This window comes from Streptomyces sp. Isolate_45 (assembly GCF_024721315.2).
In the GTDB taxonomy this organism is placed as follows: domain Bacteria; phylum Actinomycetota; class Actinomycetes; order Streptomycetales; family Streptomycetaceae; genus Streptomyces.
Genome location: NZ_JANFAK020000007.1, coordinates 31,171 through 55,746 on the forward strand (window position 1 = coordinate 31,171; position 24,576 = coordinate 55,746).

General features: G+C 72.2%; 28 protein-coding genes and 1 pseudogene. 13 read left to right on the top strand and 16 right to left on the bottom strand.

What is annotated here, in order from left to right; translation table 11 throughout:
- Positions 1–47 precede the first annotated feature (47 nt).
- From NOD94_RS04210 to ectA, 10 genes and pseudogenes are all read right to left on the bottom strand, one after another.
- On the bottom strand, positions 48–767 hold the full coding sequence (locus tag NOD94_RS04210) for an anti-sigma factor (RefSeq protein WP_348652312.1): 720 nt from the start codon (positions 765–767) through the stop codon (positions 48–50).
- Positions 758–831, bottom strand: a pseudogene (locus NOD94_RS41380) (hypothetical protein); the annotation flags it as partial. The pseudogene NOD94_RS41380 and the gene NOD94_RS04210, both read right to left, overlap by 10 nt.
- A complete protein-coding gene (gene sigK / locus NOD94_RS04215; RefSeq protein ID WP_281204304.1) occupies positions 828–1,427 on the bottom strand; it encodes an ECF RNA polymerase sigma factor SigK in 600 nt (199 codons plus the stop codon). The gene sigK and the pseudogene NOD94_RS41380, both read right to left, overlap by 4 nt.
- A 153-nt stretch (positions 1,428–1,580) precedes the next feature.
- Positions 1,581–2,048 (bottom strand): hypothetical protein, encoded by a 468-nt coding sequence (locus tag NOD94_RS04220; RefSeq protein ID WP_281204305.1) that lies wholly within the window; start codon positions 2,046–2,048, stop codon positions 1,581–1,583.
- Positions 2,049–2,189: 141 nt separating this feature from the next.
- Complete coding sequence (locus NOD94_RS04225; RefSeq protein ID WP_281204306.1) at positions 2,190–3,698, bottom strand: SulP family inorganic anion transporter; 1,509 nt, start codon at positions 3,696–3,698, stop codon at positions 2,190–2,192.
- Positions 3,699–3,898: 200 nt separating this feature from the next.
- Complete coding sequence (locus NOD94_RS04230; protein WP_281204307.1) at positions 3,899–4,798, bottom strand: NAD-dependent protein deacetylase; 900 nt, start codon at positions 4,796–4,798, stop codon at positions 3,899–3,901.
- 107 nt (positions 4,799–4,905) lie between these two features.
- Positions 4,906–5,808 (bottom strand): ectoine hydroxylase, encoded by a 903-nt coding sequence (gene thpD / locus NOD94_RS04235; RefSeq protein ID WP_281204308.1) that lies wholly within the window; start codon positions 5,806–5,808, stop codon positions 4,906–4,908.
- Positions 5,809–5,863: 55 nt separating this feature from the next.
- Positions 5,864–6,268, bottom strand: a complete 405-nt coding sequence (locus NOD94_RS04240) for an ectoine synthase (protein WP_281204309.1) — start codon at positions 6,266–6,268, stop codon at positions 5,864–5,866.
- A gap of 37 nt (positions 6,269–6,305) precedes the next feature.
- Positions 6,306–7,574: a diaminobutyrate--2-oxoglutarate transaminase gene (gene ectB / locus NOD94_RS04245; protein WP_281204310.1), complete on the bottom strand. Its 1,269-nt coding sequence runs from the start codon at positions 7,572–7,574 to the stop codon at positions 6,306–6,308.
- 55 nt (positions 7,575–7,629) lie between these two features.
- Positions 7,630–8,199: a diaminobutyrate acetyltransferase gene (gene ectA / locus NOD94_RS04250; RefSeq protein ID WP_281204311.1), complete on the bottom strand. Its 570-nt coding sequence runs from the start codon at positions 8,197–8,199 to the stop codon at positions 7,630–7,632.
- A 368-nt stretch (positions 8,200–8,567) separates the two neighbouring features.
- On the opposite strand from ectA, the gene NOD94_RS04255 reads away from it, so the two are divergent.
- Entirely contained in the window at positions 8,568–9,113 is a 546-nt protein-coding gene (locus NOD94_RS04255) for a MarR family winged helix-turn-helix transcriptional regulator (RefSeq protein WP_281204312.1), read from the top strand.
- A 99-nt stretch (positions 9,114–9,212) separates the two neighbouring features.
- Entirely contained in the window at positions 9,213–9,731 is a 519-nt protein-coding gene (locus NOD94_RS04260; RefSeq protein ID WP_281204313.1) for a 2'-5' RNA ligase family protein, read from the top strand.
- Between the two features lie 76 nt (positions 9,732–9,807).
- On the opposite strand, the gene NOD94_RS04265 is transcribed toward NOD94_RS04260, so the two are convergent.
- Complete coding sequence (locus NOD94_RS04265; RefSeq protein ID WP_281204314.1) at positions 9,808–10,953, bottom strand: epoxide hydrolase family protein; 1,146 nt, start codon at positions 10,951–10,953, stop codon at positions 9,808–9,810.
- A 63-nt stretch (positions 10,954–11,016) separates the two neighbouring features.
- Between NOD94_RS04265 and NOD94_RS04270 the strand changes: the two genes are divergently transcribed.
- The 3 genes from NOD94_RS04270 (at position 11,017) to NOD94_RS04280 (ending at position 13,758) form a co-directional block, all read left to right on the top strand.
- Positions 11,017–11,985 carry a YafY family protein gene (locus NOD94_RS04270; protein ID WP_281204315.1) on the top strand — a complete coding sequence of 323 codons (969 nt, stop codon included), beginning with the start codon at positions 11,017–11,019 and terminating at the stop codon, positions 11,983–11,985.
- Positions 11,986–12,248: 263 nt separating this feature from the next.
- Positions 12,249–12,992 carry a carbonic anhydrase gene (locus NOD94_RS04275; protein ID WP_281204316.1) on the top strand — a complete coding sequence of 248 codons (744 nt, stop codon included), beginning with the start codon at positions 12,249–12,251 and terminating at the stop codon, positions 12,990–12,992.
- 142 nt (positions 12,993–13,134) lie between these two features.
- Positions 13,135–13,758, top strand: coding sequence for a CatB-related O-acetyltransferase (locus NOD94_RS04280; protein WP_281204385.1), 624 nt, complete (start codon positions 13,135–13,137; stop codon positions 13,756–13,758).
- A gap of 22 nt (positions 13,759–13,780) precedes the next feature.
- Here NOD94_RS04280 and NOD94_RS04285 read toward each other — a convergent pair whose 3' ends face one another.
- Both NOD94_RS04285 and bla read right to left on the bottom strand, forming a co-directional pair.
- Positions 13,781–14,338 carry a DUF664 domain-containing protein gene (locus tag NOD94_RS04285; RefSeq protein ID WP_281204317.1) on the bottom strand — a complete coding sequence of 186 codons (558 nt, stop codon included), beginning with the start codon at positions 14,336–14,338 and terminating at the stop codon, positions 13,781–13,783.
- 58 nt (positions 14,339–14,396) lie between these two features.
- Positions 14,397–15,314, bottom strand: a complete 918-nt coding sequence (gene bla, locus NOD94_RS04290; protein WP_281204318.1) for a class A beta-lactamase — start codon at positions 15,312–15,314, stop codon at positions 14,397–14,399.
- A gap of 342 nt (positions 15,315–15,656) precedes the next feature.
- On the opposite strand from bla, the gene NOD94_RS04295 reads away from it, so the two are divergent.
- Positions 15,657–16,370: a hypothetical protein gene (locus tag NOD94_RS04295; protein WP_281204319.1), complete on the top strand. Its 714-nt coding sequence runs from the start codon at positions 15,657–15,659 to the stop codon at positions 16,368–16,370.
- Between the two features lie 60 nt (positions 16,371–16,430).
- Here NOD94_RS04295 and NOD94_RS04300 read toward each other — a convergent pair whose 3' ends face one another.
- Positions 16,431–17,162 (bottom strand): DUF4232 domain-containing protein, encoded by a 732-nt coding sequence (locus tag NOD94_RS04300; RefSeq protein ID WP_281204320.1) that lies wholly within the window; start codon positions 17,160–17,162, stop codon positions 16,431–16,433.
- Positions 17,163–17,325: 163 nt separating this feature from the next.
- Here NOD94_RS04300 and NOD94_RS04305 point away from each other — a divergent pair, with 163 nt between their 5' ends.
- Together NOD94_RS04305 and NOD94_RS04310 are read left to right on the top strand one after the other, a co-directional pair.
- A complete protein-coding gene (locus NOD94_RS04305) occupies positions 17,326–17,937 on the top strand; it encodes a helix-turn-helix domain-containing protein (protein WP_281204321.1) in 612 nt (203 codons plus the stop codon).
- The gene (locus NOD94_RS04310) at positions 17,934–18,863 is read left to right on the top strand and encodes a 2-dehydropantoate 2-reductase (RefSeq protein ID WP_281204322.1); all 930 of its coding nucleotides are present in this window, start codon (positions 17,934–17,936) and stop codon (positions 18,861–18,863) included. The genes NOD94_RS04305 and NOD94_RS04310 overlap by 4 nt, the downstream gene beginning before the upstream one ends.
- Positions 18,864–18,888: 25 nt before the next feature.
- Here the strand turns inward: NOD94_RS04310 and NOD94_RS04315 are convergent, their stop codons facing one another.
- Positions 18,889–19,830, bottom strand: a complete 942-nt coding sequence (locus NOD94_RS04315; RefSeq protein WP_281204323.1) for an MBL fold metallo-hydrolase — start codon at positions 19,828–19,830, stop codon at positions 18,889–18,891.
- A gap of 170 nt (positions 19,831–20,000) precedes the next feature.
- Between NOD94_RS04315 and NOD94_RS04320 the strand changes: the two genes are divergently transcribed.
- Genes NOD94_RS04320 through NOD94_RS04330 form a run of 3 tightly spaced genes read left to right on the top strand, consistent with a single transcriptional unit; the run spans position 20,001 to position 22,225 of the window.
- Positions 20,001–20,210, top strand: a complete 210-nt coding sequence (locus NOD94_RS04320; protein ID WP_281204324.1) for a hypothetical protein — start codon at positions 20,001–20,003, stop codon at positions 20,208–20,210.
- Positions 20,197–21,663: an amidase gene (locus NOD94_RS04325; RefSeq protein ID WP_281204325.1), complete on the top strand. Its 1,467-nt coding sequence runs from the start codon at positions 20,197–20,199 to the stop codon at positions 21,661–21,663. Before NOD94_RS04320 ends, NOD94_RS04325 begins: the two co-directional genes overlap by 14 nt.
- 10 nt (positions 21,664–21,673) lie before the next feature.
- On the top strand, positions 21,674–22,225 hold the full coding sequence (locus NOD94_RS04330) for a TetR/AcrR family transcriptional regulator (protein ID WP_281204326.1): 552 nt from the start codon (positions 21,674–21,676) through the stop codon (positions 22,223–22,225).
- A gap of 22 nt (positions 22,226–22,247) precedes the next feature.
- On the opposite strand, the gene NOD94_RS04335 is transcribed toward NOD94_RS04330, so the two are convergent.
- Positions 22,248–22,979, bottom strand: a complete 732-nt coding sequence (locus tag NOD94_RS04335; RefSeq protein WP_281204327.1) for a hypothetical protein — start codon at positions 22,977–22,979, stop codon at positions 22,248–22,250.
- Positions 22,980–23,395: 416 nt separating this feature from the next.
- Between NOD94_RS04335 and NOD94_RS04340 the strand changes: the two genes are divergently transcribed.
- A complete protein-coding gene (locus tag NOD94_RS04340; protein ID WP_281204328.1) occupies positions 23,396–23,950 on the top strand; it encodes an NUDIX hydrolase in 555 nt (184 codons plus the stop codon).
- Between the two features lie 24 nt (positions 23,951–23,974).
- The gene (locus tag NOD94_RS04345) at positions 23,975–24,520 is read left to right on the top strand and encodes an NUDIX domain-containing protein (protein WP_281204329.1); all 546 of its coding nucleotides are present in this window, start codon (positions 23,975–23,977) and stop codon (positions 24,518–24,520) included.
- The last annotated feature ends 56 nt before the right edge of the window (positions 24,521–24,576 follow it).

A 24,576-nucleotide genomic window follows, 5' to 3' on the forward strand; every position in this document is an offset into this window, starting at 1 on the left:
GGGCACTCCCCGAACGAGCGTTCCGGTCAGGGCCGCACCCGCCCGGGTCAGGCGGGGATGTCCACGACTCCGACCGGGGCCGTGGTCGGAGTCGTGGACCCCGCGGCCGACTCGACGGTGACGCCGACGGCCGTGGCCTGGTCCACCGGCCCGTCCAGCAGCTGGATGTGCCAGCTGCCGCCCCCTGCGAGGGTGCCCGCCGAACGGGTGGTGCCGTCGTCGTCGTACCAGAGCGCGTACACCTGGTCGGCGGGGAGCTTCGGCAGGCCCGTGGCGATGAAGGCGGCCTTGCTCTCGCTCCGGGAGACGATGACGCAGCCGGTGGCTCCGTCCTCGAACCGCGCGGCGTTGACCTGGGCGTCCGGAGCGGCGAGCACCTCCGCCAGCTCCCGGGCGGGGCCGGAGGCGCGGGACGCGGACAATCCGGCGCGGGCCTCCTCGGCCTCCTGGTGCTGCCAGAGGGCGATGCCGCCGAACGCCACCGCGGCAGCGGCGCAGCAGGCCAGGGCCCACCGCAGGCGCCGCACCGGCGGCCCGCCCCGCGGGCGCGCCCGGAGCGTGGGACGGGACCGGGCGGGGAGCCGTGGGGGAGCCGGTGGCCTCCTGCGGAGTACCGGCGATCCGTGCCAGCACCACGGCCCGCGATTCCGCGGGAGGCGCCATCGGTGGCGAGGCACACAGGTCCGCGACGACGGGGGCGAGCGCGGCCGCCTCGCGCCGGCAGGAGACGCAGCCGGCCAGGTGGCGGGCGAAGTCGTCCTCCTCATCGGGTGGCATCGCGTGCAGCAGGTACGCCCCGAGGGACGCGTGGGGGTCGGGCGCGACGCTCATCGGGACGCCTCCAGACAGCCGCGCAACCGGTGCAGCCCGTCGCGGAGCCGGGATTTGACCGTCCCCTCCGGCGCCTCCAGGGAGCGGGCCACCTCCCGGTAGGTCATCCCCTCGTAGAAGGCCATTCGTACGGCCTCCTGCTGGGGTCCGCTCAACCCGTCCAGGCAGCGCCGCACCCGTGCGTACTCGTCACGTCCCTCGACCTCGTCCGCGACCTCGTCGAAGGGCGGCAACAGGTTCAGCAGGGCCGCCTTCTCCTCCCGCACCAGGCGCGCCTCCGCGGAACGCACGCGGTCCACGGCCCGCCGGTGGGCCAGTACCAGCACCCAGGCCTTCGCCGTCCCGATCTCCGGACGGAACCGGGCTGCGGTCCTCCACACCTCGACCATCACCTCCTGGGTGACCTCCGCGGCCTGGTCCTCGTCGCGCAGGACCCGGCACACCACGCCCGTCACGGAGGCGACCAGCGCGTCGTAGAAGGGGGCGAAGGCTTCCGCGTCGCCGTGGGCGACCCGCAGCAGCAGGGCGTCCGGCCCGTCCTCCGGGTCGGCGCTCACACCGTCCGCGCTCACCGCCCTGTCCGTGCTGTCCGCCATCTGGGGTCCCGTGCTCCTCGGGTGCGTGCGTGGATCTTCCGATCCCATCACCGTTGTGGACCGGGCGCATCCGGAGAGGACGGGTACCACGCCGACGAGGGCCCGCGGCGCGGGCCCTCGTCGAACCGTGTGTTCTGCGGGTGGAAGCAGTCGCTACCAGCGGTGCTTGTACGAGCAGTCCCAGTGGCCCTTGACCCACTGCCTGTCCCACTCGCCGGGGACGTACACCCACTTCCAGTGCCCCTTGTTCCCCCGCCTGGAGTCGTCGTGGCCCCCGCCCCGGTCACGATCCCCGTTGCCGTTGCCGTTGCCGTTGCCGTTGCCCCGGTCACGATCCCCGTTGCCGCTGCCGTATCCGCTCCAGTTTCCGTTGCCGTGGTTGTCCCAGTGGTTCTTGACCCAGCGCTTCTCCCAGTGGCCCTTGACCCACCGCTTCTCCCAGTGGCCCTTCTTCCAGACGCACCGCTCGCCGCGGTCACCGGCGACGGAAGCGGAGGCGGCCTGCGTCGCGGCGGGCGCCGCCATCGCGGGGGCCGCGGCGCCGAGCGCCGCGCCGCCGACGAGGATGCCGGTCGAGGCGACGGCCACCGCCATGTGTCTGACACGGATGGGAACGGACATGGATCCCACCTCCTCGCCCTCACCGCAGTGAGAGCAGTGGCTGATGTGACACAAGTAATTCGATGCCACGGGTGGGTGTGGATGGGATGAGATGTCCCGTTTTTTGAAACCGGGGCCGAGGCCGGGGTCGGGGGCCCGGTGTCAGGGACGGGTGAGTTGACCCGTGAGCTTGCCGTGCAGGGCGGCGCTGGGACCGTTCAGGCCGGTGATCTCGACGGTCTTGCCGCGCTGTGCGTACCTCGCCCCGATCGCGTCGAGGACGGCGACGGACGAGGCGTCCCAGACGTGGGCCGCGCTCAGGTCGATGACGACGTTGCTCGGGTCGCCGGCGTAGTCGAACCGCCCGACGAGGTCGTTGGAGGAGGCGAAGAACAGCGCCCCGGTCACCCGGTGGACGACGGTGTCCCCGTCCGGGCCGTCGACGGTGGTGACCTCGGTGAGGTGGGCGACGCGCTTGGCGAAGACGACCATGGCGGTGACGGACCCCAGAACGACGCCGACGGCGAGGTTGTGGGTGGTCACCACGGCCGTGACGGTGATGACCATCACCGCGATCTCGCCCGCGGGCATCCGCGACAGCGTCCTCGGGGCGATGGAGTGCCAGTCGAAGGTCGCGAACGACACCATGATCATGACGGCGACCAGGGCGGCCATCGGAATCTCGGAGACGATCGGGCCGAACACGACGCACAGCACCATGAGGAACGCGCCCGCGAGGAAGGTGGACAGCCGGGTGCGGGCACCGGAGACCTTCACGTTGATCATCGTCTGGCCGATCATGGCGCAACCGCCCATGCCGCCGAAGAAGCCGGTGACGATGTTGGCGATGCCCTGGCCGATCGACTCGCGGGTCTTGCTGGATCGGGTGTCGGTGATGTCGTCGACGAGCTTCGCCGTCATCAGCGACTCCATCAGCCCGACGAGCGCCATGGCGAAGGCGTACGGGGCGATGGTGGTCAGGGTGTCCAGGGCGAACGGTACGTCGGGCAGGCCGGGCACGGGCAGCGAGGTGGGCAGGGCGCCCTTGTCGCCGACGGTGGGCACCGCGATGGCCGCGCCGACCGTGATGGCGGTGAGGACGGCGATGGACACCAACGGCGCCGGGACCGCGGTGGTGATCCGCGGGAAGAACACCAACAGCGCCAGGCCGCCGATGAGCAGCGGGTACACGGGCCAGGGCACGTTCCGCAGTTCGGGGATCTGCGTCATGAAGATCAGGACGGCCAGGGAGTTGACGAACCCGACCATGACCGAGCGCGGGATGAACCGCATCAATTTGGCCACGCCCAGCGCGCCGAGCGCGACCTGGAGGACGCCGGCCAGGATGACCGCCGCGATCAGGTGACCGAGGCCGTGTTCCCGGTTCAGCGGCGCGATCACCAGGGCGACGGCCCCGGTCGCGGCGGAGATCATGGCCCGCCTGCCACCGACGACGGAAATGACCACGGCCATGGTGAAGGAGCTGAACAACCCGATGGCGGGGTCGACCCCGGCGATGATCGAGAACGAGATCGCCTCGGGTATCAGCGCGAGCGCGACGACCAGACCGGCCAACACCTCGGTGCGCCACACCTTCGGATCGGACAGCCAGTCGGGCGTCAGGCCGCGCAGGCGCGCGCCCGGGGATGCGGTCGCAGCAGCAGAAGGCAAGGAAGTCGGACCTGTCGTGCTCGGGCACACCCCGTCGACGGGCCGGGTCGTGCTGGTGGAGGCGGAGGGCGGGATCGGCCTCCGAACCGGCGAGCGCGGGGCAACAAGCCGCTCGCGCCGCCCACAGACCGTACCCCAACGGCGCGGTGGGGTACGGAGTGCCGTCGGGGTACGCCGACCTCGTGGTACGACCGCCGTGTTCAGGCCGTCGGCGTGCCGTCGACGGGGACGCCCAGCCGGGCGGCCAGAGAGGTCAGCGCCGTCCCCAGGGGAAGCTCGACCCGGGCGGCGGCGTACCGGTCGCCCCGGGTCGGGTCCCGATTGACGATCACCACCGGCTTCCCCGCCCCCGCCGCCTGGCGGACGAACCTCAGCCCGGACATCACCGTCAGCGAGGAGCCCAGTACCAGGAGCGAGGAAGCGTCCTCGACCATGGCCCGGCAGCGCTCGACCCGCTCCCGCGGGACGGCCTCGCCGAAGAACACCACGTCCGGCTTGAGGATGCCGCCGCACCTCGAACAGGGCACCACCCGGAAGCCCGCGACCTGCTCGTCGGTGAGGTCGGCGTCACCGTCCGGATTCAGCCCGGCGGCCACGGGTTCGAAACCCGCGTTGACCTCCTCCAGCCGTCGGGCGAGATCACCCCGCGATCCGACGTCGCCGCAGGACAGGCAGACGACCCGGCCGAGGCTGCCGTGCAGTTCCACCACGTCCCGGCTGCCACCGGCCTGGTGCAGACCGTCGACGTTCTGGGTGATCACGCCCGAGAGCAGACCGTGCCGCCCGAACGCGGCCACCGACCGGTGACCCGCGTTGGGCCGTGCACGACCGAACGTGCGCCACCCGAGGTGGCCGCGCGCCCAGTACCGGCGCCGGGCCCCGGCGCTCGCGGTGAAGTCCTGGTAGGTCATCGGGGTGTGCCGGCTCAGGCTCCCGCCCTCGCCCCGGTAGTCGGGGATGCCCGACTCCGTGGAGATGCCCGCCCCGGTGAGCACCAGCACACCGCCGGTGCCCAGCACGTCACGGACCGGCTCCAGATCCGTGGTGCCGGGCTCCGGGGCCTCGGTGGGCGTCCAGCTCAGAGTGGGGCGCATCCGCATGCCGCCAGGGTACGGAACGGGCCGGACGCACGCACCGGGCCCGGGGATCGGGCCCCGTGCCGGGCCGGAGCCCGGGCACGGCGGGTACGCCGTGCCCGGCCGATGGGTCAGGTCAGTGGGGTGAAGTCCCGCGAGGCGATGAAGGACGGCCGTCGGATCGGCGCCGCGAACGGCTCCATCGGCAGGTTCTCCACGCTGTTGAACACCAGGAAGACGTTGCTGCGCGGGTAAGGGGTGATGTTGTCCCCGGAACCGTGCAGCGCGTTGCAGTCGAACCAGGTGGCCGATCCGGCCGCCCCGGTGAACTGCTGGATGCCGCACGCCGACGCGAACCGCGTCAGGGCCTCGGGGGAGGGGGTTCCGGCATCCTGCATCTGGAGCGACTTCTTGTAGTTGTCCTTCGGCGTCGCACCCGCGCAGCCGAGGAACGTGCGGTGGGAACCCGGCATGATCATCAAGCTGCCGTTGGTCGGGTGGTTCGGCGTGAGGGCGATGGACACCGACACCGTCCGCATCCGGGGCAGACCGTCCTCCGCGTGCCAGGTCTCGAAGTCGGAGTGCCAGTAGAAGCCGCTCGCGCCGAAGCCCGGCTTGGCGTTGATGCGGGACTGGTGGACGTACACGTCGGAACCGAGGATCTGCCGCGCCCGGTCCACGAGCCGCGGATCGGCGGCGAGCCGTGCGAACACCTCGCTGACGCGGTGGACCTCGAAGACCGAGCGGACCTCGCCCGAGCCGGGCTCCACGATGGCCCGCTCGTCGGACCGTACGGCGGGGTCCGACACCAACCGGTCCATCTCGGCCCGGTACTCCTCGACCTCGTCCGGACCGATCAACTGCTCGGCGGTGACGAAGCCGTCGCGTTCGAAGCCCTCCAACTCGCGCGCCCAGAACGGCCCGGGCGTACCGGGCTCGGACCACACGACGGGGTCCTTGCGTCCGATGAGGACTTCTTCGGAGCCCCGGGTGGGGTACAGGTCGGCGAGGGTGCGTTCGGTGGCAGTGAGCATGGCGTTGCTTGCCTCTCCTCTCGGTTTCGGTGGGTGCGGACCGGGTCGGGAAACGTCAGACCGGATCCGGTTCGGTGAGCAGCGGGTACACGCCGTTCTCGTCGTGGTCCTCACGGCCGGTCACCGGCGGGTTGAAGACGCACAGGCATCGGAACTCGCTGATGACGCGCAGGGTGTGCCGCTCGTGGCCGTCGAGGACGTAGACGGTGCCCGGCGTGATGGTGTGCTTCTCGCCGGTCTCCTCGTCGGTGAGTTCGGCCTCGCCCTCGACGCACACCACCGCCTCGACGTGGTTCGCGTACCACATGGACGTCTCGGTGCCGGTGTACAGGACGGTCTCGTGGAGGGAGAAGCCGACGCGTTCCTTCGCCAGGATGAGGCGCTTGCTCTCCCAGGTGCCGGAGGCCGCCTTGACGTGGCGGTCGGTTCCCTCGATGTCACGGAAGGATCGGACGATCACGGTGGTGCTGCCCTTCGTGGTGTCGGGTGCGGTGGCGTCAGGCCGTCTCGCGGACGGACCGCGCGAGGATGTCGAGGCCCTCGTCGAGCTCGTCGGCCGACACGGTGAGCGCCGGCAGCAACTTGACGACCTCGCTCTCCGGACCGGAGGTCTCGATGAGCAGGCCGTTCTCGAAGGCCCTGCGGCATACCTCGGCGGCGCGTTCCTTGCGGGTGAACTCGAGGCCCCACACCATGCCGCGACCGCGGTACGAGGCGCCGTCCCGCTCGTGCTCCGCACAGAGGTCCATGAGGGCCTGCTCGATGCGGTCGCCCTGGACGCGGGTGCGTTCGCGCAGGACGCCGTCGCGCCAGTACGTCTCCAGCGCGGCGGTGGCCGTGACGAAGGCCGGGTTGTTCCCGCGGAACGTGCCGTTGTGCTCGCCCGGCTCCCAGATGTCGAGCTCGGGCTTGAACAGGCAGAGCGCCATGGGCAGTCCGTAGCCGCTGATGGACTTGGAGACGGTGACGATGTCGGGCGTGATGCCCGCCTCCTCGAAGGAGAAGAAGTCGCCGGTGCGGCCGCAGCCCATCTGCACGTCGTCGACGATCAACAGCATGTCCCGCCGGCGGCACAGGTCGGCGAGGGCGCGCAGCCACTCCGCGCGCGCCACGTTTACGCCGCCCTCGCCCTGCACGGTCTCGACGATCACGGCGGCCGGGTTGTTGAGACCGGAGCCCTGGTCCTCCAACAGCCGCTCGAACCAGAGGAAGTCGGGCGTCCGGCCTCCGAGGTAGTTGTCGAAGGGCATCGGCGTGCTGTGCACCAGCGGAACGCCGGCGCCGGCGCGTTTGAAGGCGTTTCCGGTCACGGCGAGCGAACCCAGGGACATGCCGTGGAAGGCGTTCGTGAAGGAGACGACCGCCTCGCGACCCTTGGCCTTCCGCGCCAACTTCAGCGCGGCCTCGACCGCGTTGGTGCCGGTGGGGCCGGGGAACATCACCTTGTACGGCAGGGCGCGGGGGGCGAGGACGGTGGACTGGAAGGTCTCCAGGAAGGCCCGCTTGGCGGTCGTCGACATGTCCAGGGCGTGCGTGATGCCGTCGCGCTCGATGTAGTCGAGCAACGCCCTCTTCAACACCGGGTTGTTGTGCCCGTAGTTGAGCGAGCCGGCGCCGGCGAAGAAGTCCAGGTAGCTGCGACCGTTCTCGTCGTGGAGGCGGCTGCCCTGCGCGCGGTCGAAGACGACGGGCCAGGCGCGGCAGTAGCTGCGAACCTCCGACTCGACGGTTTCGAAGACGGTCGGGATCGGTGCTGTCGTGGTCAAGTGGACCTCTCCTGTGATGTGTGGTGATGGGTGGGTGGTGGACCTGCGGGCCGACCTACGTGGTCAGTGGCTCGCCGGGGGTGCCGATGCGGTGCAGCACCTCCGCGTCGTGCTGCCCGGCGCCGCCGGGGAAGTGCTCCTCGGCGAAGAGGACCTTCCGGGCGACGCGGGCGCCGTGGCGTTCGGCATAGGACGCGAACAGCCGCTCCGACGCAGTGTTTCCCGGGCTGATGGTGGTCTCCAGAACGTCGAGCGCGTGCTCTGCGGCGACCCGTTCGGTGAGGTGGTCGAGGAGGTACCCGGCGATCCCCTGCCCCCGGGCGGTGGCGTCGACGGCGACCTGCCAGATCAGCAGCGTGCCCGGCGCGTCGGGGCGCAGGTATCCCGTGACGAAGCCGACCGGACGGCCGGTGCGGTCGCGGGCGACGGCGGAGGTGGCGGCGAAATCCCGGCACCACAGCAGGTAGCTGTAGGGGGAGTTGACGTCCAAGGTCTGCGCTTCGCGGGCGATGCGCCAGAGGTCGGGGCCGTCCGAGACGTCGGGCCGCTCGGCTCGAATTCCGGGTGGGGCTGTGGGGGCGGGGGGTCGGGGACGGGTGGCCGGATCTGCGTGGACGGCGGTCATGCGGGCCGAAGCTACCGAGCATCTGCCCAAAAAACATGCCCATATGGGGTTCCGGACGCCGTACGTCCGTGTTATCCGACGGTGTCCATGATGTGGACAACCCCCTCGATGCCCCCGAACGAAACGCTAATTTATCGGTGTAAAACACCCCAAAATTTCAAAAGGTCACGAGACCGTAACGTCTTTGCCCTGTGCGATATTTGCGGTGTGAAAGCCGCGACATTCGGCCGTCCCCCCGTTTCGGCTCGGGGGAACGGGACATGTGAGAGGACCCCCTCGGTCGCACGGCCGCCGCGCACCGCCACCTGAGCGCCGGCCCGAGCGTCGGACCACTGGGTATCCCGAAGGATCAGGCGGTACAAAGGGGTATGACCGAGGAAACGCGACCCGCGGATCCCCCACCTGTCGTAGCCGTGGCCGACGAGGTCGACGACGTGACGCGCGCCGTCCTGGCCGCCTCCCACCTGCTCGTGTCCATCTCGACCAGAGCCCTGGCGGCGGCCGTCGGAGACGGGGTCACGCCCGCGCAGTTCCGAATGCTCGACGTCCTGGTGGCGCGCCGGCACGTGAAACTGGTCGCCCTCGCCGGGGTGATGGCGGTCAACCCGTCGACCGCCATGCGCATGGTCGACCGGCTGATCGCGGCGGGTCTGGCGGACCGCAGACCCAACCGGGAGAACCGACGGGAGACGGTGCTCACCGCCACGGACTCGGGCGCGCGTCTGGTGGCCACCGTCACGGCCCGGCGCCGGGCGGAGACGGCCGCCCTCCTGGCGCGGCTCGGGCGCACCGAGCGCGCCGGGCTGGTCGGGGCGCTCGGCGCCCTCGCCGCCGCGGGCGGGGAGCCCGCCGAGGTCGACCCGCACGGCTTCCCGCAACCCCTCGGGCGGACGGAACCCCACTTCACGGGCTGAGTCGGCGCGCACGGCGTGAGGTCCGGCGGGCTCGGGCGGTTCCCGCGGCCGAACCGGGTGCCGGGGGGCCGGGCGCAGGCCCGTCCCGGCCGTGCGAGGATGGCTTCCGTGCCGACCATCGGAACGACCGCCGTAGTGATCGAACTGCCTGCGGCCGAGGTGCTGTTGGAGGCCGTCGCCGGGGTGGACCCGAGCCTCGTCAGGACGGGCCTACCCGCTCATGTGACGGTCCTGTACCCGTTCGTGCCCGCCGCGGACGTCGACGACGACACGGAGCGCGCGATCCGCCGGCTCGCCGGGTCGATGCCGTCGGTCGACCTGCTGCTGAGGCGGTTGGTCGCCGCGCCCGGGTTCGTCGCGGTCGAGGCCGCCGAACTCGACCCCGTCATCACGGCGTTCCGCGACCGGTGGCCGGCGGTGCGCCCCTATGGCGGACGCTTCGGGGAGTCGCCCAACGCCCACGTCACGATGGCACTGGGCTGTGACGAAGCGGAAGCCCGACGCGTGGGCGACCGGGTGGGGGAACTCCTGCCCCTCCGGGCCCGTGCCGAGGCGGTCCACCTCGTCGTCCTGACCGACCACGGATGGCAACGGCGTGTCTCGGCACCGTTCGCCTGACCCCCGGCCGAGGCACCCCCCCCCGGCACGCGGGGCGAGGATCCTGGCCGGGGTCGGGTCCCGGGCGCTCAGGCGCTCAGGCGCTCAGGGTGGCGAAGAAGGCGCGGACGTCGGCCACGAACGCCTCCGGCTGCTCCAGCGCGAGGAAGTTGCCGCCCCGCTCCAGCTCGGTCCAGTGCGTGACGTGGTGGTCCCGCTCCGCGAAGCGGCGGATGGCCACATCGGTGCCGAGCGCGACGGCCACTCCGGTCGGGACGGTGCCGCGCGGCTTCGGCGCCCAGGCGCTCGCGTCGTGCCCCGCCTCGTAATAGAGGTTCGCCGAGGATCCGGCCGTGCCGCTGAACCAGTAGACGCTGATGTTGGTCAGCAGCCGGTCGAGGCCGACGGCGTCCTCGGGGAGCTCCGCCGAGGGGTCGGTCCACTCCTTGAACTTCTCCGCGATCCAGGCCAGTTGACCGACGGGGGAGTCGTGCAAACCGTGGGCGAGGGTCTGCGGACGGGTGGACTGGATCGCGTTGAAGCCCATCTTGTCCTGCTGGAACTCCTCCAGCCTGGCCAGCCGCTCCTGCTCGGAGTCGGTCAGCCCCTCGAACTCGGAGGGATCCCCCGAGGGGAAGGTGATCAGACCGTTGACGTGCACGCCGATGACCCGGTCGGGCGCCCGGCGCCCCATCTCGGCGACGATCCAGGCCCCGCCGCCGGTCCCCTGAACCCCGTACGAGCCGTAGCCGAGCCGCTCCATCAGCTCGACGAACGCCCCGGCGATCCGACCGGTGTTCCAGCCGGCCTCGCCGAGAGGCCCGGAGAAGCCGGTACCGGGCGTGGAAGTGACGATGACGTGGAAGTCCCGCGCCAGCGGCCCGATGACATCGACGAACTGGACGAACGAGCACGGCCAGTCGTGCACCAGGAGCAGCGGCACGGCCGCCGGGTTCTGCGAACGTACGTGCAGGAAGTGGACGTTCTGGCCGTCGATCTCGGTGGTGAACTGCGGGAACTCGTTGAGTTCCGCCTCCGCCTTGCGCCAGTCGAAACCGTCGGCCCAGTACGCGGCCAGGCCCTTGAGGTAGTCGGTGGGCACGCCGCGGCTCCAACCGGCGCCGGGGATCCCGCCGCCCCAGCGGGTGCGTGCCAGCCGGTCACGCAGGTCGTCGAGCTCCTCCTGCGCGATGTCGATGCGGTACGGGTGGATCCGGGCGTCGATGTCGCTGCTGTTCTCCATGGGTAGGACGGTAGTCTCCATATAGGCACGCCGCCTTCCTAATTACCTCACAGGCTTGGTTCCATGCTCGACACTTCCGCGCGGCTCCTGGCGCTCCTCTCCCTGTTGCAAACCCCGCGCTCCTGGCCGGGCTCCGAGCTGGCCGAGCGTCTGGGGGTCAGCGGGCGCACCGTCCGCAACGACATCGACCGACTGCGCGAACTCGGCTATCCCGTGGACGCCGCACGCGGGGCCGCCGGCGGCTACCGGCTGGGCGCGGGGGCGGCCATGCCTCCGCTGCTGCTCGACGACGAGGAGGCCGTCGCGGTGACGATCGCCCTGCGGACCGCCGCCCAGGGAGCCGTGCCCGGTACCGAGGAGACCTCCCTCAGGGCCTTGGCCAAACTCGAACAGGTGCTGCCGTCGCGGCTGCGCCGACGGGTGCGGACGCTCCAGGCGTACACCGTGGCCGTCCCGGCGGACCGCCCGGCCCCGACCGTCTCCGCGGACGTACTCACCACCCTCGTCTCCGCCTGCCGTGACCGCGAACGCCTGCGCTTCGACTACCTCGACCACGCCGGATCACCGACCCGGCGCACCGTGGAACCCCACCGGGCGGTGAACTGGGGACGGCGCTGGTACCTCGTGGCGTGGGACGTCGAACGGGAGGACTGGCGGACCTTCAGAATCGACCGTATGCGACCCCGTACCCCGACCGGACCGCGCTTCGCCCCGCGCGAGCCGCCCGCCGCCGACCTCGCGGCCTACGTCTCGGGACGGGTGGCGAGCGCGGCCTGGCGCCACCACGCACGCGTGACCGTCCACGCGCCGGCGGCGGCGGTGGTGGAGCGGATCAACCCCGCGGTCGGCACGGTGGAGGCCGTCGACGCCGACAGCTGCACCCTGATCACCGGGGCCGACACCCTGCGGGCCCTCGCCGTCCACCTGGGCATGCTGGACCTCGACTTCGAGGTCACCGGGCCACCGGAACTGGTGACGCACCTGCGCGGGCTCGCCGACCGCTACGCCCGCTCGACCCCGCCGGAGGACTGAGCCTCACGCCTCCAGCAGGGTCCGCCCGGTGGCGGCCGGCGCCTCCTCCCGTACCCGGACCGCCTTCGGGCCGACGCCGCGCCGGGCTGCGTACGTCGGCCGCCGCGACGGAGCGCCTCTCCCCGGCGGGGCGCCAAGGGGGGCGGGGGCCGGGCTCGTCGCGGAGGCTTTCGTCGGGATTCGTTCAAGGGTCGACCAAAGGCCGATCAAAGAAGAGTGCCGAATGGCATTTTGGAGTGCGGATGCGCCTATTTTGGTCCGCTATGACTCCTGATGTCGAACGTCATGAGGACCGGGGCCGGCGCCTGTTCGTGCGGGCCGCGCTGACGGGGACGGTTGCCGTCGGCGCCGGACTGATCGCGGGCCTGCCGGACGGCAGGACCTCCGGTCCGGAAGGACTGAACGGCCCGCGCCCGACGACGCCCGTGTCCGCGTTGCGGGCGCTCGACGCGGGGAACCAGCGCTGGAGGACGCTGCACGAACGGCATCCCGACGAGACCAGGGCGGTGCGCAAGACGCTCGTCAGCGGACAGCACCCCTTCGCCGTCATCCTGGGCTGCGTGGACTCCAGGGTGCCGCCGGAGCTGGTCTTCGACCAGGGCCTCGGTGATCTGCTGACCGTACGGTCGGCCGGCGAGGTCCTCGACGAGGCCGTCCTGGCCAGCATCGCGTACGGGGTCGTGGAACTGGCCATCCCGCTCGTCGTGATCCTGGGCCACCAGTCGTGCGGGGCGGTCGCGGCAGCCGTCCACGCGGACGAGAGCGGAGCGGGGCTGCCCGGCCACATGCAGTACCTGGTCGATCAGATCCGCCCGGCGATCGACCGTACGCTGACGGGCGCCGCGCGGGTGGACGCCGCCGTCGACGCCAACGTGCGGCTGGTGGCCGGACGGCTGTCCGCGGAGCCCGCCCTGGCCGCCAGGATCGAGGGCGGCGGACTCTCCGTCATCCCCGCCAGGTACGAACTGACCAGCCAGCGGGTCCACCGGATCGACGGCGCCCACTGACGTGCGCGGGCCGGGAGATCCGGGATCATGGACGCACTGTCCGCGCACGCACGCACAGACCGTCCGGAGTGGTGCCACCTTGAATCCCGAACCCACCGACGCCCGGTCCGACGACCGGCCCCTCGACGCGCCGGACCCGTCGATGCTCCACCCGATGCCCGGACAGCCGCGCGTCGTGCTCCTGAAGCCGCTGGTGACGTCACCGCTGATCGAGGTCGGCGAGTACTCCTACTACGACGACCCGGACGATCCCACCGCGTTCGAGACCCGCAACGTGCTCCACCACTACGGGCCGGAGAAGCTCGTCATCGGGAAGTACTGCGCGCTGGGCACCGGAGTCCGGTTCATCATGAACGGCGCCAACCACCGCATGGACGGCCCGTCGACGTTCCCGTTCCCCATCATGGGCGGCGGCTGGGCCGAGCACTTCGACCTCATCACCGGTCTCCCCGGACGCGGGGACACCGTCGTCGGCAACGACGTCTGGTTCGGCCACGGCGTCACGGTCATGCCCGGAGTCCGCATCGGGCACGGCGCGATCGTCGCCTCCGGAGCCGTCGTCGTCGCCGACGTACCCGACTACGGCATCGTCGGCGGCAACCCGGCCGAGCTGATCCGTACGCGCCACAGCGAGGCGGACGTGTCCCGCCTGCTCGCCCTGGCCTGGTGGGACTGGCCGGCCGAGCACCTCACCCGGCACGTGCGCACCGTGATGTCCGGCAGCGTCGACGACCTGGAGGCCGCGGCCCCGGCCGGTCCCCGGTGATCACCGGGGACCGGCCGGGCGCCTACTGGCCCACGCGTCCGTCGACGCACTCGCGCAGCAGGTCGGCGTGTCCGCAGTGGCGGGCGTACTCCTCGATCCGGTGGACCATCAGCTCCCGCACCGCGATGCCGTCCTTCCCCAGGCGCTCGCCGAGGTCCGGGTGCGCGGCCAGCGCGGCGTCGGTCGCCGCCTGCTCGCGCTCCAGATCGGCGTACGCGGCGTCGACCTGGGCCTGGTCCGCCACGACCCCGTCGAAGTCCGCGTCGCGCTTCCCGTACAACTTCGGCAGCGGATCACCGTCGATGATCCAGTTGTGCCAGTCCCGCTCCGCCTCGGCAAGGTGCCGCAGCAACCCGAGCAGCGACATCGTCGACGGTGGAACCGAACGGCGGGCCAACTGCTCCGGGGTCAGGCCCTCGCACTTCATCCGCAGGGTCATGCGGTAGCCCGACAGGAAGTCGTCCAGCGTGGCGAGCTCCCCGTCCGGGCTGGCCCGCATGTCGCGCGGGTCGTCGGCCGGGTCGACCCACATGTCGGGGTACACGGTTGCCTGGGTCCATCGCGAGGGTTGGTCGTTCATGCGGCGAATGATCCTCCACGAGCACCCGGTACCGCGAACGCATTTGCGGGTCCGGCCCTCATGCGAACGTGTCCGCCAGCAGTTTCGCGGTCTTGGCGATCAGGGTGTTGTCACGGGTCGCGTCCGCGTCCGGCATGGTGGAGAAGATCGACAGGATCACCGGGGGCCGCTCCGGCGGCCAGGCGATGCCCACATTGTTGTTGGTCCCGTAGGACCCGGCTCCGGTCTTGTCCGCCACGGCCCAGTCACGGGGCAGACCCGCCCGGAGCCGATCGCCGCTGGTGGTGTTGGCCAGCAGCCACCCGGTGAGCCGCTCCCGGTCCTCCGACGTCAGCAGGTGGCCGAGGGTGAGCCGCCCGTACGTCTGCCCGATCGCCCGGGGCGTGGTGGTGTCGGTCACCCGCGCGGGCTCGGCCGAGTTCAGTTCGGGCTCGCAACGGTCGAGCCGGGTCGTACGGTCCCCCACCGAGCGGCAGAACCGGGTGACCGCGGTGGGGCCGCCCAACTCGCGGAGCAGCAGGTTGGCGGCGGCGTTGTCGCTCTGGGCGATGGCAGCCGAGCAGAGCTCGGCCACGGTCAGACCGCCCGCGATGTTCTCGGGGCGCTTCGTGATCTCACCGCCGCCCGCGTCCGTGACCTCCTGCTGCGTGTAGTGGATGCGCTTGGCCAGGAAGGTCCCGTCCCGGTCCAGGTCGCGCAGCACGGCCGCCGCGGCGACGGTCTTGAACACCGAACACATGGGGAACAGCTCGTCGGCACGGTGGAGCACGGTCCGGCCCGTCGCGGTGTCCCGCGCGTACACTCCCAGCCGCGCCCCGTACGCGCGTTCCAGTTCGCGCAACTGCTGCACGACACCGCTCGCGCGCGGCGACGAGGCCGCACGGGCCGCGCCCGCCGGCAGTGCCACGGCCAGGGCCGCCCCCGCTCCCGCGGTCAGTAGTGAGCGACGGGACGGGATGGTTCCCCGGGTCTTCACGTCAGCTTCTCCTCTTCCGTCAGTCCTGTGCGGTCATTGATCGAGAAGACGCCGAACGTGATCAATTCGGTTCCCCAGTGGGACCCGTGTTGCCGTAGCGCGTTCCCGATGAATCGTCAGTTCACCTTTCCATCAAGGAACTTGCCGGTCGAGGAGCCACGGCGACGTCCGCCGGGAAACGGCGGCCGGAGGGTGACCCCCGGGATCGGCCGAAGACCGTCTGGTCCCGGTGAGGGGTCTAAGTGTGGAATGACGGCGATGCCGCCTATCGGGCGGTACGCACAGTCGCTCAACCCCGTGGCGGCCCACAGGCCGCCGCGGCCGACGACCAGGAGTTCAGCCTTGCGCCGCACCTCTCGCCTGCGTACGACCCTCCTCGCCCTCTCCGTCGCCCTCGCGGCTGCCGTGACCGCCGCCGCGCCGGCCGGCGCGGCACCGGCCCCCGCCCCCGCACCGGCGGCCGCCAATGTCGGACCCGTCGTGGTGTACCTGACCGGTATCGGCGGAGGCCCGCAGAACATCGCCGCGGCCGCCGCCTACGACCACCTGGGCCGGCAGGCCGCCGACGCCGGGTTCGCCGGCTCCCAGTGCCGGGTGACGGAGGGCCCGCTCTTCACGTACGTGACCGGGAACTACTACCAGGCCATGATCAAGGCCACCTGTAGTGGCGAGCCCGCGGTCACCGCTCCCACCCGTAGCCTCAACCGCCTCATCGGTCCGAACGGCGAACACATCAGCACCGTCTGGAACGTTCCTCCCGGCTACCAGGTCGAGGGCAGCCTCGGTCAGCTCTACACCAGCCCGCGCGAGGGCACGGTGCCGCTGTACCACTGCGTCGTCCGCAAGGACAACTTCCTCTCGGGCGACGTCAACTGCGAGGGCCAGACGTACGTTTCACGGCTCGGGTGGTTCTACCCGGGCCAACCCGCCGGAGTGGGCACCGCTCCCTTGATGCGCTGCATGGTCGGCAAGCACCGGGAGTTCTTCGAGTCCAACCAGACCAACTGTGAGGGCCAGGCCTCCGGCGGTCAGCTCGGCTGGATCTTCACCGGCTGAACCGCGCGCCGGGTCCGGGCGGAGGCTCGGCACTCCGTCCGGACCCGGCCGGGCGCGGCATCAGGAGGGCTTGGTGGCGGAGAACGCCGTGACGGTCACCTTGTCGTCGCACTCGGCGAACACCCCGTCGTCCATGGCGATCTGGTGCGCGCCCGCGCCCGGCACGCCGAGGACCAGCGTGGGGAAGCTGGACGGGGTGGCTCCGGACACGCAGTAGCCGTCCGCCTCGCCCTGCACCTGCACGAAGGTGAGCTTCGTCCAGGCGCGGGCCCCCGGGGCCAACGTCACCGGGACGGCCGTCCCGCCGCGGGTGACCGTGAGCGGTCGGTTCTTGTCGGGGGAGCCGTTGCCCGCGCCCGCGACGGTGGGGAAGCCGGTCAGCGCGCAGGGCTGCGACGAGGTGTTCGTGACCGAGACGACGGCGGCCCCCGTGCCCGTGCCGGGCGGCCGGACGTCGGCCTGGTGGCCCTCCGACACCTTGACGGCGCCACTCGCGCAGGGCTTGGCCCCGGTCGCCGGCGCCGACCCCGACGGGCTCGGCGTCCCCTTGCCCCCACCGCCGGAAGCGGTACCGCCGGAAGTCGCACCACCGGAAGTCGCACCGCCGGATCCCGGACCCGTCGGCGTGGCGGACGCCGTGGGCTTCGCCGGGCCGGACGCCGCGGGCGGGGCCGACGGGCCGGTGGCCGCGCCGTCCTCGCCGGTCGGCGTGCAACCCGTGACCAGGGCGGTGGCCGCCGCGGCCGCCACCAGAACCACCGTGCCGCGTCGGACGGTCGCTGTGTACCGCATGGGTGCTCCCGAGGCTCACGGGCCGGTCCCGCACCGGCTCTCGCACCGATGGACACGACCCCGCGCCCCACCCGGTTCGCGCCACGCCCGCCCTGTGGCGGATTCGTGACACGGCCATGAAAAAGAGTTCACTCACCGAACCATGTGATCTAGGGTCGGCGGCATGACGCTGCCCCGCGACTACCGCGGCCAAAGCTGCGCCCTCGCCCGCTCGATGGAGGTCATCGGCGAGCGCTGGACGCTGCTCATCGTGCGCGACGCCTTCTTCGGCGTCCGCCGCTTCGGCGACTTCGCCGCCCACCTCGGCCTCCCGCGCGCGGTCCTGACCGACCGCCTCACCACCCTCACCCGGGCCGGGGTCCTCGCCCGGGTTCCCGGACCCGGCAAGCGCGAGGTGTACGAGCTCACTGCCAAGGGGCTGGAGTTGTGGCCGGCCGTACGGGCCCTCACCGTCTGGGGGGAGCTGCACTACGCACCCGAGGGCGGCGGCCCCCGAAGGATCCTGCGCCACGCGGGAGACGGCGCCGCCCTCACCGGGGACGGCCGCTGCGAGGGGTGCGGCGTCCTGGTCGACGTACGGGACATCCTGCTCACCCCCGGTCCCGGACTCCCCGGACCCGACCCGGCCGACGATCCCGTGTCGGCGGCCCTGCACCACCCGCACCGCCTGCTCACCCCGCTGCCTCCCGCCACCTCCACGAACACGACCACGACCACGACCACGCCCACCCCCGCACCCACCCCTGCCCCTGTCACGAAAGGCACCCCCTCATGAGGATCCTCACGGTCGGAGCCGGCGCCGTCGGCGGCTTCTTCGGCGCCCGCCTCGATCGAGCGGGCCATGACGTCTCCTTCCTCGTCCGGCCCGCCCGCGCCGCCGCCCTGCGGGCCCGCGGCCTGCGGGTCGCGGGGCAGGGGGAGAGCCTGAGCCTGACCCCCGGTTTGGTGACGGCCGAGGCGCCGGGTACGGGCTACGACCTGGTGCTGCTGTCCGTGAAGTCGACGGCGCTGGAGGCGGCCCTGTCCGACCTCGCCCCCGCCGTCGGACCCGGCACGGCCGTGGTCCCCCTGCTCAACGGCATGGCCCACCTCGACGTACTCGTCGAACGCTTCGGGTCCGAAGCGGTCCTGGGGGGCGTCGCGAAGGTCGTCACCACCCTGAACGATCACGGTGACATCCTCCGCATGGCCCCGCCCGCCGTGATCCAGACCGGCGAACTCGACGGTCGTCCCTCCGCCCGCGTGGACGCCGTACGCGCCGCCCTGACCGGAGCGGGCATCGATTCGCCGGCCACCGACGACGTGGTCGGTGCCATGTGGCACAAGTGGGTCTTCATCGCCACCCTCATCTCGCTGACCTGCCTGATGCGCGGCTCCGTCGGCGAGGTCAACGCCGTCGCCGGCGGGCCCGAGTTGGGGCCCGCCCTGCTCGCCGAGGCGGCAGCCGTGGCCGCGGCCGCCGGACATCCCCTGCCGGAGGCCGAACGCGCCTTCACCGAGGGGGTGCTCACCGCGCCCGGCTCGCCGTTGACCCCGTCGCTCTACCGCGACCTCGTCGCGGGCCGCCCCACCGAGGGCGACCACGTCCTCACCGACCTCACCGTCCGGGCCCGCGCCGCGGGCGTCGCCACACCGCTGCTCGACCTGGCCGCACTGCACCTGCGCGTCCACGAGCACCGGCTCGCGGCGCGGCGCGGCTGACCGGCCGCTCCGTCGGCGCGCACCGTCAGTGGCGCGCCGGGACGGAATCCAGCCGGTAGTGGTCCCCGTGGGCACGGACGGTGCCCGCGGTGGGCGGCGGGAAGTGGGAGCCCAGGAGCAGGACGTCGGTGCCGGCGAGGGACGAGAGCAGTGCCCGGCGCGTGGCCTCCGACCGCACGGGGTCGATGTCGACGCAGCTGCCGATGTGCGGGTGCGGCAGTTGGACGGGGTGATGGACGCAGTCACCTGTGATCAGGGCCGTGGCGCCGCGGCTGCCGATTCGGACCGCGAGGTGGCCGGGCGTGTGCCCCGGGGTGGGGACCAGGCGCAGGCCGGGGGCGATGTCGAGGCCCTCCGCCGGGACGTCGACGAGGTCGAGCAGCCCCGCTTCCTCGACCGGATGGACGGAGTCGCGGAACATCTGCCGTCGCGGTTCGTCCATGGGGTAGGAGGCCCAGAACTCCCGCTCGGTGCGCGAGGTGAGGTAGCGGGCGTTGCCGAACGTGGGGACCCATTCGCCGTCCACCTCCCGGGTGTTCCAGCCGACGTGGTCGGTGTGCAGGTGGGTCAGGATCACCAGGTCGACGGATTCCGGCGGATGGCCCGCGGCCGTGAGGCGCTGGAGGTAGTCGGTGCGCAGGTCGTGCCATGCGGGGTTCGCCCGCTCCTTGCCGTTGCCGATCCCCGTGTCGACCAGCACGCGCAGCCCGCCGACCGAGAACGCGAAGCTGTGACTGGACAGGTGGAGGACGCCCTCCGGGTCGGCGAAGTCGGGCCGCAGCCAATCCTGTTCGGCGACGAGGGCCGGGGTCGCGTCGGGCAGCAGCCAGCGCCCGGTCGCAGGCACGAGGGGAACCTCGTCCACCCGATGGACGGTCACGTCCCCCACGGACCAGTGGGGGACGGCTGTGCGGCCGACATCGGCCGAAGGCGTGCTCGTCGTGTTCTTCGTGGTCGGCTCGTTCATGGCGCGACTTCCTCGGCACTGGGCAGGGGGGCGACGCCCCTGGCATTAAAGCTACGGGATTGCGTTAAGGGAACGTAGCCCCTACGGTCGGCCAAGGCAAACCGTTGGCCTTTGGCTGCTCGGTGGACTCAACTCCCGCCGGCCGTAGCCCCGATCCGGAAAGAGAACCCATGCCCGACGCCGAACTCACACCCGGGGAGGCGGCCCGATGGGCCGCCCGGACCGGACTCCCGCTCCCCGACGACCGCCACGCGGCCGTGGCGGCCACCGCGAACCACATCCACTCCGTCGTCTCGGTCCTGCGGGAACTCGACTTCGGCGAGACGTACCCGGCAACCGGCCACGACCACGCGCGGGGGGAGACCGATGCAGCCGTATGAACTCTCCCTGGCGGCCTCCGCCCGGGAGATCCGGGCCGGCCGCCTGTCACCCACCGAACTGGTCGACTCCGTACTGGACCGGATCGAGGCCACGGAACCGCTCCTGGGGGCGTACGTGACCGTGACGGCCGAGCGGGCCCGGCACTCCGCGCGCCGGGCCGAACGCGATCTCGCGGCGGGCCGCGACACGGGCCCCTTGCAGGGGATCCCCATGGGCCTCAAGGACCTGATCGACACGAAGGGCGTGGCGACGAGCGCGAGTTCCCGCGTACGGGAAGGTCACCGGGCGGACGCCGACAGCACGGTCGCCGAGCGCCTGGACGCCGCGGGTGCGGCGCTCGTGGGCAAGACGCACACCCACGAGTTCGCCTACGGCCTCACCACGCCCCAGACCAGGAACGCCCGGGACGCGCGGCGGGTCGCCGGCGGCTCCAGCGGGGGCTCGGCCGTCGCCGTCGCCGCCGGCGCTGCGACGTTCGCGCTGGGAACCGACACCGGCGGGTCGATCCGCGTACCGGCCGCCCTGAACGGCGTCGTCGGCCTCAAACCGACGTACGGGCTCGTCCCGCGCCACGGTGTGACGCCCCTGTCCTGGTCGCTCGACCACGTCGGCCCCCTCACTCGGACCGTCGAGGACGCGGCGCTCGTCCTCACGGCCCTGGCCGGGTACGACCCCCGCGACCCCGCGTCCCTGTCCGTGGCCCCCGCCGACCACCGCCCGGCCGTCGGTCGCGGACCCGTCGCCGCCGAGGACCTCGCCGGGCTGCGGGTCGGCGTGCCGGGCAACCACTACTTCGACCACGTCGCGCCCGACGTCGAATCCGCCGTCCGGCGGGCCGTCGACCACCTCGCCGAACTGGGGGCCGAACTCGTCGACGTCGAGATCCCGATGACGCGCTACATCCGGGCCACCCAGTGGGGCCTCATGGTCCCGGAAGCCACCGCCTACCACGAGCGGACGCTGAGGACCGTGCCGGAGCTGTACGCGCCGGACGTCCGGATCCTCCTGGAGGCCGGCGAACTCATGCCCGCCGGCGACCACCTGCGGGCCCGGCGGGCCCGCACCCTCATGCGGGAGGCGTGGCTCGGCCTGCTGGACACCGTCGACGTCATCGTCGCCCCCACCGTCCCGGCGACCGCCGCACCGGTCGGGCAGGAGGACTTCACCTGGCCCGACGGCACGGTGGAGACCGTCTCCGACAGCTACGTCCGCCTTTCGGCGGCGGCCAACATCACCGGAATACCGGCGCTGACCATGCCGGTCGGACACGACGCGGCCGGACTGCCGATCGGCATGCAGCTCATGGGACGCCCGCTCGGCGAGGCCACCCTGCTGCGGACCGGGCACGCGTACGAGCTCACCCGGCCCGTACGAGCCCTCGCGTCGGCGGGCCGTTCCGCGGTACGGGCGGACGGAGCCGGCGCCCCGGGCGGCGCCCCGGGTGTGCTTTAGGGTGGGGCGCATGCCCAGACCCATGGCCCGTCCCGGCGGGCGCAGCGCCCGCGTCCAGCAGGCGGTGCACGCCGCCGCGCAGGAGCTGGAGGCCGAGCTGGGCCGCGGCGCCCTCACCGTTCCGCTCATCGCCGGCCGGGCCGGCGTCACCCCGTCGACGATCTACCGCCGCTGGGGGGACCTCCAAGAACTGCTCTCGGACGTCGCCGTCGAACACCTGCGGCCCGACACGGAACCGGCGGACCTCGGTGACCTGGCGTCCGACATGCGGGCCTGGGGGGAGCAGTTCGTCGAGGAGATGGCCTCGGACGTCGGCCGCGCCTACATCCGGGACGCCCTCGTCGGCGACCCGGACGGCAGCAACGCCGGCCTGTGCTCCGGGTACGCCGCCGAGGCGATCGAGGTCATCCTGGGGCGGGCGACCGCCCGCGGCGAGACGGCCCCCGACGTCGAAACGGTCCTCGACGCCGTCGTGGCACCGATCATGTACCGCGTCCTCTTCCGGCCGAGCCCCTTGGACACCGCGTACGCGCGCCGCCTGGTGGCCGACTGCCTGAAGTAGGGCGGGGGCGGGGCCCCGTCGGTCAGGCCGAGGCGTCCCACGCCGTCAGCAGGCCGTCCAGCCACGCGGGCGGGAGTTCGGCCGCGTCCCACTCCTCCCGCAGCGCGGACGGGGCCGTCACGAGCCGCTCCAGCACGGCGAGGCTGGTGGGGGAGTGGATCAAGGAGTAGCGGCCGTGGATCGAGATGGCGCTGCCGGGCCCGTACTCGGCGTACAGCCGCTCCAGACGGGGCCGGTGGGCGGAACCGAACTCCGTGAGCTGCCCCGCGTACATCGCCCGCTGTCTGTAACCCATCGTGCCGAGGACGGCGGAGAGCACCTCCGTGGTGACCTCGGGGTCGAAGTCGGACACGGAGGTGAGGGACAGGTAGAGCGGGCTCACCGCGACCTGCGCCCGTTCCACCTCCATCCTCCGCACCCGCGGACGGTCCTCGGGCGCGGAGACCGGCGCGTCCGAGCCGACGGCGTGCCGCAGGGCCCGCTCGGCGATGCCGCCGAGTTCGTGGACGACGTCGACGGCGGCGCCGAGCCGGTCGGATCCGTCCGGTTCGCCTCCGCCGGCCGGAGCGCCCGGCACACCGCCGGTGAGCTCCTCGTACGCGCGGGCCAGGGCGCCGGCCTCGACGACCCCGATCAGTTCCTCCGCGTCGCCGGTGAAGACGCCCGCACGGGCGAGGAGCTGGAGGAGCGTCGTCTTCGCATTGGCGACGCTGGCCGCGTCCGGCAGCTGCGGACCTGCTCCGGCGGTGTTCATCGGATGCTCCTCATTGCTCGGGTGCGTCGCGCGGGTACGCGAAGTCGTTCGGTCCAAGGATGCGACCTCCGATGATCGCGCTGCGACCCACCCCTCCGGCGCGGCGCGAGCGCGCCGTCACCCGACCGGTGGGCGGTCGCGTACGGACAGCGGTCCCGGCCGGCGTTCCGCGCGACCGGGCGACGAGCGGAAATCCGCCCGGACGGCGGGTGTCGACCGGTCGTCCGACTAAGCTTCGCGGGGCTGGTGGGTGCACGTGTACCCGCCTGTCCGTTCATCGATTGTTCTATGCGCAGCGGGAGTTCGTCCGGTCGACCGTCGCAAGGGTTCTGTGCCCGGGACGGGTTGACGTGCCGACGCCCGCGTCGTGCGCCGCGTTGTTGACCGCGCGGGGAGGGGTGGGGTAGATGTCGGGAATGTCCAGGACCATAGTGTCGGCCGTGGTCGAGCAGGACGGGTGCCTGCTGATGGTTCGCGAACGTCCGCCGGCCGGGCCGGAGCAATGGGTCCTCCCCGGCGGGGTCGTCGAGCCGGGCGAACTCGCGCACGACGCGATGGTGCGCGAGGTCCACGAGGAGACCGGGCTGACCGTCGCCGGGCCGACGGGCCTGGCCTGCGTCTCGCAGCACGCGGTGACGGACGAGCCGGGGTGGGACGGGACCTGGACCGTCATCACCTTCCGGGCGGAGCGGCCGACGGGGACGCTGGGCCCCCTCGATCCGGACGGGGAGGTGCTGGAGGCGGCCTGGGTGCCCCTGGACGAAGCCCGGGCCCGACTGGCCGCACACCCGTTCCGTCGGCGCGGGGAACCGCTCATCGCCTACCTGACGGGCACCGCCCCGCCCGGAGCGCTGTGGCTCTGGCCCGACGGCCCGCAGGAACCGCCGGTCGTCATCCCGGCCGCGGCGACCGGGCCGATCACGCGGGGCCGGAGGGACAGCGATACCGGGACGGTCCGCGGACCCGGCTGAGGGCCGGCCGCGATACTGGCCGTCATGGCAAACACTCCGAGTACGCCGACGACCACCCCGTTCTCCCGGATCAAGGTCCGCGTCGCGGCCCTGGTCTTCTGCGGCGACGACGTCGCCCTCATCCGCCGCGACCGGGACGGCTCGACCCACTACACCCCGCCCGGCGGCAACGTCGAGGACGGCGAAGGCTTCGAGCGGGCCCTGCGCCGTGAACTCGCCGAGGAGCTCGAACTCGACGTGGACCGGGCCGAGGGCGGCGACCTCCTGTGGGTCGTCGACCAGCGCGTCAGCCGCCCCGGTCCCACGCCGGCGCCGCGCAAGCTCCACCTGATCCACCGCCTGCACATCACCCCGGAGGTCCGCGCCGGCCTGGCCGAGCAGGAGTGGGACGAGCTTCCCGACGGCAGCCACGAACTCGGAACCGTCGTATGGGTCGACTACCGCGAGACCGCCGGCCTCCCGATCTTCCCACCCATCGGGCCGGCTCTCGCGGCACTGGCCGGCCCGCGCGCGGGCGTCGCCGACGCCGCCCTCGCGGCCGTCACCGACGAGAACTACACCTGGGTGTGACCCGCGCCGGCCGTCGGGCTCGTACGCGTGACCGATGTGTCGGGCACAATCGGGGG

Excerpts from the sequence above, each read along its gene's own strand:
- NOD94_RS04210 (WP_348652312.1), bottom strand. The coding sequence starts at position 767 with ATGAGGAGGACGACTTCGCCCGCCACCTGGCCGGCTGCGTCTCCTGCC.
- sigK (WP_281204304.1), bottom strand. The coding sequence starts at position 1,427 with ATGGCGGACAGCACGGACAGGGCGGTGAGCGCGGACGGTGTGAGCGCC.
- NOD94_RS04220 (WP_281204305.1), bottom strand. The coding sequence starts at position 2,048 with ATGTCCGTTCCCATCCGTGTCAGACACATGGCGGTGGCCGTCGCCTCG.
- NOD94_RS04230 (WP_281204307.1), bottom strand. The coding sequence starts at position 4,798 with ATGCGGATGCGCCCCACTCTGAGCTGGACGCCCACCGAGGCCCCGGAG.
- thpD (WP_281204308.1), bottom strand. The coding sequence starts at position 5,808 with ATGCTCACTGCCACCGAACGCACCCTCGCCGACCTGTACCCCACCCGG.
- ectA (WP_281204311.1), bottom strand. The coding sequence starts at position 8,199 with ATGACCGCCGTCCACGCAGATCCGGCCACCCGTCCCCGACCCCCCGCC.
- NOD94_RS04255 (WP_281204312.1), top strand. The coding sequence starts at position 8,568 with ATGACCGAGGAAACGCGACCCGCGGATCCCCCACCTGTCGTAGCCGTG.
- NOD94_RS04260 (WP_281204313.1), top strand. The coding sequence starts at position 9,213 with ATGGCTTCCGTGCCGACCATCGGAACGACCGCCGTAGTGATCGAACTG.
- NOD94_RS04265 (WP_281204314.1), bottom strand. The coding sequence starts at position 10,953 with ATGGAGAACAGCAGCGACATCGACGCCCGGATCCACCCGTACCGCATC.
- NOD94_RS04270 (WP_281204315.1), top strand. The coding sequence starts at position 11,017 with ATGCTCGACACTTCCGCGCGGCTCCTGGCGCTCCTCTCCCTGTTGCAA.
- NOD94_RS04275 (WP_281204316.1), top strand. The coding sequence starts at position 12,249 with ATGACTCCTGATGTCGAACGTCATGAGGACCGGGGCCGGCGCCTGTTC.
- NOD94_RS04280 (WP_281204385.1), top strand. The coding sequence starts at position 13,135 with ATGCTCCACCCGATGCCCGGACAGCCGCGCGTCGTGCTCCTGAAGCCG.
- NOD94_RS04285 (WP_281204317.1), bottom strand. The coding sequence starts at position 14,338 with ATGAACGACCAACCCTCGCGATGGACCCAGGCAACCGTGTACCCCGAC.
- NOD94_RS04300 (WP_281204320.1), bottom strand. The coding sequence starts at position 17,162 with ATGCGGTACACAGCGACCGTCCGACGCGGCACGGTGGTTCTGGTGGCG.
- NOD94_RS04305 (WP_281204321.1), top strand. The coding sequence starts at position 17,326 with ATGACGCTGCCCCGCGACTACCGCGGCCAAAGCTGCGCCCTCGCCCGC.
- NOD94_RS04310 (WP_281204322.1), top strand. The coding sequence starts at position 17,934 with ATGAGGATCCTCACGGTCGGAGCCGGCGCCGTCGGCGGCTTCTTCGGC.
- NOD94_RS04315 (WP_281204323.1), bottom strand. The coding sequence starts at position 19,830 with ATGAACGAGCCGACCACGAAGAACACGACGAGCACGCCTTCGGCCGAT.
- NOD94_RS04320 (WP_281204324.1), top strand. The coding sequence starts at position 20,001 with ATGCCCGACGCCGAACTCACACCCGGGGAGGCGGCCCGATGGGCCGCC.
- NOD94_RS04325 (WP_281204325.1), top strand. The coding sequence starts at position 20,197 with ATGCAGCCGTATGAACTCTCCCTGGCGGCCTCCGCCCGGGAGATCCGG.
- NOD94_RS04330 (WP_281204326.1), top strand. The coding sequence starts at position 21,674 with ATGCCCAGACCCATGGCCCGTCCCGGCGGGCGCAGCGCCCGCGTCCAG.
- NOD94_RS04335 (WP_281204327.1), bottom strand. The coding sequence starts at position 22,979 with ATGAACACCGCCGGAGCAGGTCCGCAGCTGCCGGACGCGGCCAGCGTC.
- NOD94_RS04340 (WP_281204328.1), top strand. The coding sequence starts at position 23,396 with ATGTCCAGGACCATAGTGTCGGCCGTGGTCGAGCAGGACGGGTGCCTG.
- NOD94_RS04345 (WP_281204329.1), top strand. The coding sequence starts at position 23,975 with ATGGCAAACACTCCGAGTACGCCGACGACCACCCCGTTCTCCCGGATC.